The following is an 8412-nucleotide window of genomic DNA, read 5'->3' on the forward strand; positions in this document are numbered from 1 at the left end:
CACGGGAATGCCGGTCTGGATCGCCAGGATCACGGCCTGACACGCGCCATGCACGGTCTCGAACGACACCGCGCCGGCTGCGATCGTCTCGGGAATGCCACGCAGGCGGATGGTCAATTCGGAGATGATGCCGAGCGTGCCTTCGGCGCCGACGAACAGATGCGTCAGGTCGTAACCGGCCGACGATTTCTTTGCGCGCGTGCCCGTGGTGATGATCTCGCCGTCACCGCGGACGACCTTCAGCGCCAGCACGCTGTCGCGCATGGTGCCGTAGCGCACCGCATTGGTGCCGGAAGCCCGCGTCGAGGCCATGCCGCCGAGCGAAGCGTCAGCGCCGGGGTCGATCGGGAAGAACAGGCCCTGGTCGCGCAGATGCTCGTTCAGCGCCTTGCGGGTGACGCCGGGCTGGATCACGCAGTCGAGGTCCTCGGCGTGCACCGCCAGCACCTTGTTCATGTCGCGCAGGTCGATGGAGATGCCGCCCGCGGGCGCATTGACCTGGCCTTCGAGCGAAGTGCCGGTGCCGAAGGCGATGACGGGGACGCCGTTCTTCGCGCAGATCCGCACCACGTCCTGGATGTCGGCGGTCTCCTGCGCCATCACCACGCCGTCCGGCGGCTGGTTGGGAATCCACGTCGTGGTGTGGCCGTGCTGCTCGCGGACGGCCTGCGACGTGATGAGGCGGTTGCCGAATCGTGCGGCAAGCTGCTCCAGCGCGGTCGCGAGGGCTTTCGGCGCCGGCCGCGGCGGATTATTGGTGATGGTCGTACCCACGGAAATTCCTCCCGACGAGAAGAGACCGTGGCAAAGGACATCTAACCGGTCAAGTCAAGCGACCGGACGCATAGCTGGGGAAGGACACATGCCGGACACTGTCACCGCTGCGCCCGATGCCGAGCCGTTCCGCGCCTCGATCATGCAGATCGAGCCGCAATGGATCGACTACAACGGCCACCTCAACATGGCCTATTACAACGTGATGTTCGACCGCGCGATCGACCAGATGTGGCTGACGCTTGGGATCGGGCCGGGCTATATGAAGGAGCGAGGCGGCTCGACCTTCACTGCCGAGTGCCACGTGCGGTATTTGCGCGAAATCCACTTGGGCGATCCCGTGCAGGTCTCGGTCTGGCTGCTGGAGGCCGACGACAAGCGGCTGCACACATTCCAGGAGCTGCGGCACGCCACCGAGGGCTGGTTGTCGGCGACCTCCGAAAACATGTCGCTTCACATCGACATGGGCTCACGAAAGGTGGCGGCGTTTCCGCCAGACATCCGCGAGCGCATCGCAGCGGTGGTCAAGGCCCACAGTGCCGTACCGCGGCCCGAGGGCATCGGCCGGAACGTGGCGATGCCCTCGAAGCGGTAAGCGCGCTAGACCCTGTTACGGCCGCGGGCCAGACCGACAACGGCCGAGACCAGGAACAGCACGACCGCGATGAAGAAGATGATCTTGGCGATTTCGATCGACGCGCCGGCGAGGCCGCCAAAGCCCAGGATACCGGCGATCAAGGCGATAACCAGAAACGTCACAACCCAGCTAAGCATGGTCCGAACCTCTGTTTCGATGTCTGTCTGCGATCGGCGCGGCTGACGCGCCTCACTTGCAGAACCAATCGCCAACTCGGAACAATGGTTCCGGGCCGCTGGGGCCGGAAATTCGCCTGACCCGCAGGAACAAATTGGCTTTCCGCGCACGTGGAAAACCCCCGTCCGCGGCCCCATATAGGGACCAATCCCTGTTAAGAAGGCTCCCCTTTCACCACCCCGCGGTGCCAACGTGGGGCAAATGATTCGCATGACCGAGCCGAGCAAGATCACGTCCCAGAGCGTCCCCGACCACCAGCCCGCAGCCGGTGGCATTGCCGCGCGCGCGCGCGCCTCGGTGGGCCCGCAATACCTGTCCGGGCTCAATCCGGAGCAGCGCGAGGCTGTGGAGACGCTGGACGGGCCGGTTCTGGTGCTGGCCGGCGCCGGCACCGGCAAGACCCGCGTGCTGACCACGCGCATCGCCCATATCCTGAGCCAGGGCCGCGCCCGCCCCTCCGAAATCCTGTCGGTGACCTTCACCAACAAGGCCGCGCGCGAGATGAAGCACCGGCTGGGCCAGATGCTCGGCCATGCCGTCGAAGGCATGCCGTGGCTCGGCACCTTCCACTCCATCGGCGGACGCATCCTGCGCACCCACGCCGAACTGGCGCAGCTCAAGTCGAACTTCACCGTGCTCGACGTCGACGATCAGGTGCGGCTGTTGAAGCAGCTGCTGCAAGCCGACAACATCGACGACAAGCGCTGGCCCGCGCGCATGCTGGCCGGCCTGATCGACGGCTGGAAGAACCGCGGCCTCACGCCGTCGCAGGTGCCGTCGGGCGAAGCCGCCATCTTCGCCAACGGCAAGGGCGGCAAGCTCTATGCGAGCTACCAGGAGCGGTTGAAGATTTTGAACGCCGCCGATTTCGGCGATCTGCTGCTCGAGGACATCCGCATCTTCCGCGAGCACCCGGATATCCTGCGGCAGTACCAGCAGCGCTTCAAATTCATCCTGGTCGATGAGTATCAAGACACCAACGTCGCGCAGTATCTGTGGCTGCGGCTATTGTCGCAGGCACCGACGAAGCCAACCTCGCCCACTGTCATTCCGGGGCGGCTCGAAGAGCCGAACCCGGAATCCGGAGATGAGTCTGCCGTTCGAGATTCTCAGGTGCGCGATCGCGCACCGGAGTTCGATGCTACGCATCGCCCCGGAATGACGGAACTCGCTGCCCCCCACGTCAAGAACATCTGCTGCGTCGGCGATGACGACCAGTCGATCTATGGCTGGCGCGGCGCGGAGGTCGACAACATCCTGCGCTTCGACCATGATTTTCCCGGCGCCAAGGTCATCCGCCTCGAGCGCAACTACCGCTCGACCGGCCACATCCTCGCCGCCGCCTCGCACCTGATCGCCCACAACGAGGGCCGGCTCGGCAAGACGCTGCGCACCGAGGACCATGACGGCGAGAAGGTCACGGTGACGGGCTCGTGGGATTCGGAAGAGGAAGCCCGCGGCATCGGCGAGGAGATCGAGCAGATCCAGCGCCAGGGCGACAAACTCAACGAGATCGCGATTCTCGTTCGCGCCTCCTACCAGATGCGCGAGTTCGAGGACCGCTTCGTCACGCTCGGCCTGCCCTATCGCGTCATCGGTGGCCCGCGCTTCTACGAGCGCGCCGAAATCCGCGATGCGTTGGCCTATCTGCGCGTCATCAATTCACCGGCCGACGATCTCGCCTTCGAGCGCATCGTCAACACGCCCAAGCGCGGCCTTGGCGATGCCACCGTGCAGATGCTGCACGATCACGCCCGCAAGCGCCGCATTCCGCTGTTCGAAGCGGCGCGCGCGGTGGTCGAGACCGACGAGCTGAAGCCGAAGGCGCGCGGCTCGTTGCGCGACGTCGTCGCCCAGTTCGACCGCTGGCGCGCCCAGCGCGAGGTCACGTCGCACACGGATCTCGCCCAGATCGTGCTCGACGAGAGCGGCTACACCGAGATGTGGCAGAAGGACCGTTCGGCGGACGCCGCGGGCCGGCTCGAGAACCTCAAGGAGCTGGTGCGCTCGATGGAGGAGTTCGAGAACCTGCAAGGGTTCTTGGAGCACATCTCGCTGGTGATGGACCGCGACAGCGGCGCCGATGAGGACGCGGTGTCGCTGATGACGTTGCATTCGGCCAAGGGGCTGGAATTCGACAACGTGTTCCTGCCGGGTTGGGAAGAAGGCTTGTTTCCGAGCCAACGGACGCTGGACGAACAGGGCCGCGCCGGCCTTGAGGAAGAGCGCCGGCTCGGTCATGTCGGCCTGACCCGAGCCCGCCGCCGCGCCAAAATCTATTTTGCCACCAATCGGCGGATCCATGGCACCTGGTCGACCACGATCCCCTCGCGCTTCCTCGACGAATTGCCCGCGGCCAATGTCGAGATCACGGAATCCAAGGGCGGCTCGGCCTGGGGCGGCACTGGCGGCTACGGCGCCTCCCGCTTCGACGACATGGAAGCGTTCGGCTCCACCTATTCGACCCCCGGCTGGCAGCGCGCCCAGGCCAATCGCAATCGCGGCGGCGGCGGGGGCGGTAATGGCGGCCGCGGCAGCTTCGAGGAACAGGCCTCGTCGTTTTCGTCCCAGTCGTCCTCGCCCGATTTCGGCAGCTTCTCCTCGCGCCGTCGGGGGCCCCTGACGATCGAGGGCGAGCTGGTGGCCAAATCCACCGGCACGACCTCGGAATTCTCGCTCTCCGACCGCGTCTTCCACCAGAAATTCGGCTATGGCCGCGTCACCAAGATCGACGGCAACAAGCTCACCATCGCCTTCGACAAGGCGGGGGAAAAGAAGGTCGTGGACAGTTTTGTGCAGCGGGCGTGAGGCCTGCATGCCGCACTACATTGCCATCATCGAGGACGCCGGCCCGGACGAAGCCGTCGGCGTGTGGTTTCCCGACCTGCCCGGCTGCATTTCCGGCGGCGACGACGTCGATGAGGCCCTGGAGAATGCGCCCGAGGCACTCGCGTTCTATGCACAGGAACTGATCGCGGACGGCCGCCAGCTTCCCCCGCCGCGGACATTGGACGAGCTCAAGGCCGACCCGGATGTGGCCGACGACCTCGCGAAGCACACGGTCGCCCTGATCGAATGGCCGCCCCTCACTGAGGCCACGGAGTGAGGACTGTTCGCCGCACTGGTCGGACTCTCGACACTTCTCGCCCGAACGCCTCTTGACCCCCGCGAACTTCCCCGTATCAGATGCGGCCATGGTCCGGGGCTCCATCACACTGATCTTGCTGGCATTGGGTATGCCGTCGCTTGCGGCGGCGGAGACCATGAGCTTTGGCGATGCGATCGGGCTGCTGGCGAAAAGTTGCGGCGCGGAAATCGTCGCCAATTGCCGCGGCGTCAACCCGGATTCGACCCGCCTGAAGGAGTGCCTGTCGCGCAACCGCGACGTGCTCTCGCAGCAGTGCCAGAGCGACTATCTCGGCGCCTTCGATGCGATCCAGAAGCGCGTCGCTGCCCGCGTCACGGTGGCGAACGCCTGCCAGCGCGAGATCGTCAAGGTCTGCGGCGGCTCGACCAAGGAGACCAGCAAGGCGGTCCCCTGCCTGATCTCGACGCCCAAGGGCATCAGCAACAACTGCCTGAAGGCCGTCGACGACGCGGGGTATCGGTGATGCCAGCGAACAGGCTTACCACCGCCGGAATATGCATCGCGCTTGGCCTCGCTTTGCTCGCGGGCACAGCCGAGGCGCAGACGGCGCCGCCGACCCGCGACGACATCGTCGGCAAGCTCAACCATTTCGAACAGCCCGCCGAGATCGATATCCCCGCGCTGAAGCTGCAGGTGATGGAGCGGGCCAAGGCCAGGATCAAGAACGATCCGGGTCCGGTGAACCGGCCGTTGATCGCGCCTGATCTGGCCAGTTTGCCGACGTTCACCGCGCAGATCCAGTTCGACGCCGACACTCCGATCATCCAGCCGGCGTCCTACCAGACCGTCGGCCGCCTCGCCGACGCGCTGGTCCATGCCGCGCTGCTGCCCTACACGTTCCTGATCGTCGGCCACGTGGAATCCAACGCGAAGACGCGCGAGGCCAACGCGATCCTGAGCCAGCGCCGGGCGGACGCGATTCGCGACGTGCTGGTGAACACGTTCAAGATCTCGACCAAGCGGCTGCATCCGATCGGCCTCGGCGAGGAGCAGTTTCTCGACCGCGCCAAGCCAAGCTCAGTCGTCAACGGCCAGTTGCAAATCCTGACCTATGCCAAGGTACCGGAGGAAGCGCCTGCGCATCCGGCTGCGACACCTGCGCCTGCGGCGAAAAAGCCCGCTAGGAAGCACTGAGCGGACGCGCCACGGCGCCTGACGGAACCCTTTGAAGTCCCGATCGTTTTGTGACCTGTCTCACAGCGCGACGGCGCGGCCTCGCGCGACAATCGCGCCGGTTTGTGCACCGCCCTATCAGGTGCTATAGGCTTTTTTCGTCCTCCCCGACCCCATGCTGCACGAGACCGAGATGGCCAGTTATTTTCAACACCAACTGGCCGACTACGTCGAATATCATCGCGATCCCTGGAACTGCGCGATGCACGTGGTCGGCATCCTCTTGCTCTTCACCGGTGCTGTGCTGCCGCTGACGCAGGTGCATTTCCCGCTGTTCGGGATCGAGGTCAGCCTGGCCGTAATTCTTGCCCTGCCGGTGCTGGTCTACTGGCTGATGCTGGACGCCGGGATCGGGCTCGGCATCCTCGCCGCGATGATCGTGCTGCTTTTGGTCGCAACCGCGATCGGCAATCAGGTCTCGATCGTCATGATGTGGTCGATTTTTGCGGTGCTGATCGGACTTGGCGTCACTGCGCAGGTCGTCGGCCACAAGGTTTTCGAGGAGCGGCAGCCGTCGATGGTCGACCACCCCACGCATTTCCTGCTTGGACCGATGTTTGTCATGGCAAAATTATTCATTGCATTGGGCTTCCGTCGCGACCTTGCCGCGATTCTGGCGCCAGTTCCGACCAATTCCCTTTCAACCCGATAGTTCTAGACGCGAAACAGCAAACCTTCTGCATGGCTCTCGTACTGGTTACCGGTGGCAGCGGCTTCATCGGACATCATCTCGTAGAAGCGCTCCGCGCCCGTGGGCAGCGGGTGCGTGTTCTCGATGTTCGTGCGCCGGCCACGCCGTATGCCGACGTTGAATATGCCCGTGGCTCGGTGCTGGACGGCGCCGCGGTCGATGCCGCGATGGCGGGTGTGGATCAGGTCTATCACCTCGCCGGCCTGCCCGGCATGTGGGTCGCCGACAAGCAGGCCTTTCACGATGTCAATTGCCGCGGCACCGAGATCATGCTCGCGGCCGCGATGAAGCGCGGGGTCTCGCGCTTCCTGCACTGCTCGACGGAATCGATCCTGTTCCCCTATTCCGACCTCAACGGTGTTCCCGCCGAAGAGGCGCTGCAGCCGGCCGATGCGATGCCGGGCGCCTACACGCGGTCGAAATCGCTGGCCGAGCATTGCGCCGCGAAGGCCGCAGCCGCAGGCTTCCCGCTGGTGATCGGCACCCCGACCATGCCGATCGGTGCCGCCGATCATAATCTGACGCCGCCGACCGCGATGCTGTGGTACTTCCTGCAGAAGAAAGTGCAGCCGCATCTCGACTTCCCGGTCAATCTCGTCGACGTCCGCGACGTCGCCATGGGCCTCGCGCTGACCATGGAACGCGGGCGTAACGGCCAGCGCTACATCCTCGGCGGCGACTGCGTCAGGCTCGGCCAGATTCTGCGGATGATGTCCGCGATGAGCGGCCGCCGGCAATTCCCGGTCGTCGTTCCCGGCAAGATGGCCGAGCTGTCGGGCATCATGCTCGAATATCTCTCCGATCGTATCACGCGCCGGCCGCCCAACGGCACTGCCGAGGGCGTGCGCATCGCGCTCGCCGCTAGCGACCTCTCGATCGGCAAGGCGCGCACCGAGCTCGGCTACGCGCCGCGCCCGATCGAGCCGGTCCTGCGCGAAACCATCACCCATCTTCTCGCCCGCGGCGGCGCGCTTGCCTCCGGCGCCATCGAGCATCACGCGCTCTCCTCGCGCGCCAGCTGAGCTGCCGCCCAACCCAAAGAACCTTTCCGCATGTCCTTCGATTTCAGCAAGCTTCTCTCGGTCGCCTGGGGTGGTTGGACCACGACCTGGCCCACGCAACTGCTCGCCCTGATCTGGCTCGCCTGGCTCGCAAGCTGGGTCGGCGCCTCGTTCTGGCAGGGCCGTACCCAGAAGCAGGTGATGACGCTGGAGTCCGGCCGCTATCGCATCCCGATCCTGGTCGGCGGCATCCTGTTCACGCCCTGGACCGCCGAGGTGCTCGGTGAGAAGCCGCTCTGGGTGTTCAGCAATACAGCCGTCTACGTCGTGGCGCTGATCGTGCTGGCCGGCATCTCCTTCACCTGGTGGGGACGGCTGCATCTCGGACAGTTCTGGTCCAACACCATCACCCACAAGCAAGACCACCGCGTCATCGACACCGGCCCGTACGGCATCGTGCGCCATCCGATCTACACCGGCCTGATCCTCGGCATGCTGGTGACCGGCATCGCGGTCGGCACGGTCACTGCGATGCTCGGCGCGATCCTGATCTCGCTCGGCATGTGGCAGAAGGGCCGAATGGAAGAAGTGTTCCTGTCCAAGGAGCTCGGCGAAGACGCCTACGGCGCTTATTGCCGCCGCGTGCCGATGATCATCCCGTTCCTGTCGCCGCGGTAAGAGCGGGTATCGCTTCAACGCTGTCATCGCAAGCGTAGCGCAGCTGCACCTCCGGAGTCGTCCTGGCGAAAGCCAGGACCCATTACCCCAGGGAGCGGTTTGGCGAGGATTGCCCGGAACTGAGGTCGCACGC

The 8412-nt window shown here is 65.1% G+C and carries 10 protein-coding genes; 8 read left to right on the forward strand and 2 right to left on the reverse strand.

Annotated features, from left to right (window positions below; genetic code table 11):
• A partial coding sequence (locus AC0L3A_RS39245) for an FAD-binding oxidoreductase (protein WP_473256423.1) occupies positions 1 to 774 on the reverse strand: 774 nt, incomplete at its 3' end.
• Positions 775 to 862: 88 nt separating this feature from the next.
• Here AC0L3A_RS39245 and AC0L3A_RS39250 point away from each other — a divergent pair.
• Complete coding sequence (locus AC0L3A_RS39250) at positions 863 to 1369, forward strand: thioesterase family protein (RefSeq protein WP_007600915.1); 507 nt, start codon at positions 863 to 865, stop codon at positions 1367 to 1369.
• Between the two features lie 5 nt (positions 1370 to 1374).
• Here the strand turns inward: AC0L3A_RS39250 and AC0L3A_RS39255 are convergent, their stop codons facing one another.
• On the reverse strand, positions 1375 to 1548 hold the full coding sequence (locus tag AC0L3A_RS39255; RefSeq protein ID WP_007600914.1) for a DUF1328 domain-containing protein: 174 nt from the start codon (positions 1546 to 1548) through the stop codon (positions 1375 to 1377).
• Between the two features lie 241 nt (positions 1549 to 1789).
• Between AC0L3A_RS39255 and AC0L3A_RS39260 the strand changes: the two genes are divergently transcribed.
• The 7 genes from AC0L3A_RS39260 to AC0L3A_RS39290 all read left to right on the forward strand — a co-directional run bounded on the left by AC0L3A_RS39260 (position 1790) and on the right by AC0L3A_RS39290 (position 8279).
• On the forward strand, positions 1790 to 4396 hold the full coding sequence (locus tag AC0L3A_RS39260; RefSeq protein ID WP_007600913.1) for an ATP-dependent helicase: 2607 nt from the start codon (positions 1790 to 1792) through the stop codon (positions 4394 to 4396).
• Between the two features lie 7 nt (positions 4397 to 4403).
• Positions 4404 to 4694, forward strand: a complete 291-nt coding sequence (locus AC0L3A_RS39265; protein ID WP_007600912.1) for a type II toxin-antitoxin system HicB family antitoxin — start codon at positions 4404 to 4406, stop codon at positions 4692 to 4694.
• A gap of 88 nt (positions 4695 to 4782) precedes the next feature.
• Positions 4783 to 5199: a hypothetical protein gene (locus tag AC0L3A_RS39270; protein WP_007600911.1), complete on the forward strand. Its 417-nt coding sequence runs from the start codon at positions 4783 to 4785 to the stop codon at positions 5197 to 5199.
• Positions 5199 to 5870: an OmpA family protein gene (locus tag AC0L3A_RS39275; protein ID WP_007600910.1), complete on the forward strand. Its 672-nt coding sequence runs from the start codon at positions 5199 to 5201 to the stop codon at positions 5868 to 5870. Before AC0L3A_RS39270 ends, AC0L3A_RS39275 begins: the two co-directional genes overlap by 1 nt.
• A gap of 154 nt (positions 5871 to 6024) precedes the next feature.
• The gene (locus AC0L3A_RS39280; RefSeq protein ID WP_007600909.1) at positions 6025 to 6561 is read left to right on the forward strand and encodes an Mpo1 family 2-hydroxy fatty acid dioxygenase; all 537 of its coding nucleotides are present in this window, start codon (positions 6025 to 6027) and stop codon (positions 6559 to 6561) included.
• A gap of 29 nt (positions 6562 to 6590) precedes the next feature.
• A complete protein-coding gene (locus AC0L3A_RS39285; RefSeq protein ID WP_007600908.1) occupies positions 6591 to 7622 on the forward strand; it encodes an NAD-dependent epimerase/dehydratase family protein in 1032 nt (343 codons plus the stop codon).
• Between the two features lie 30 nt (positions 7623 to 7652).
• Entirely contained in the window at positions 7653 to 8279 is a 627-nt protein-coding gene (locus tag AC0L3A_RS39290; RefSeq protein ID WP_007600907.1) for a methyltransferase family protein, read from the forward strand.
• Positions 8280 to 8412 lie beyond the last annotated feature (133 nt).

The organism is Bradyrhizobium sp. MI1.3 (assembly GCF_055811695.1).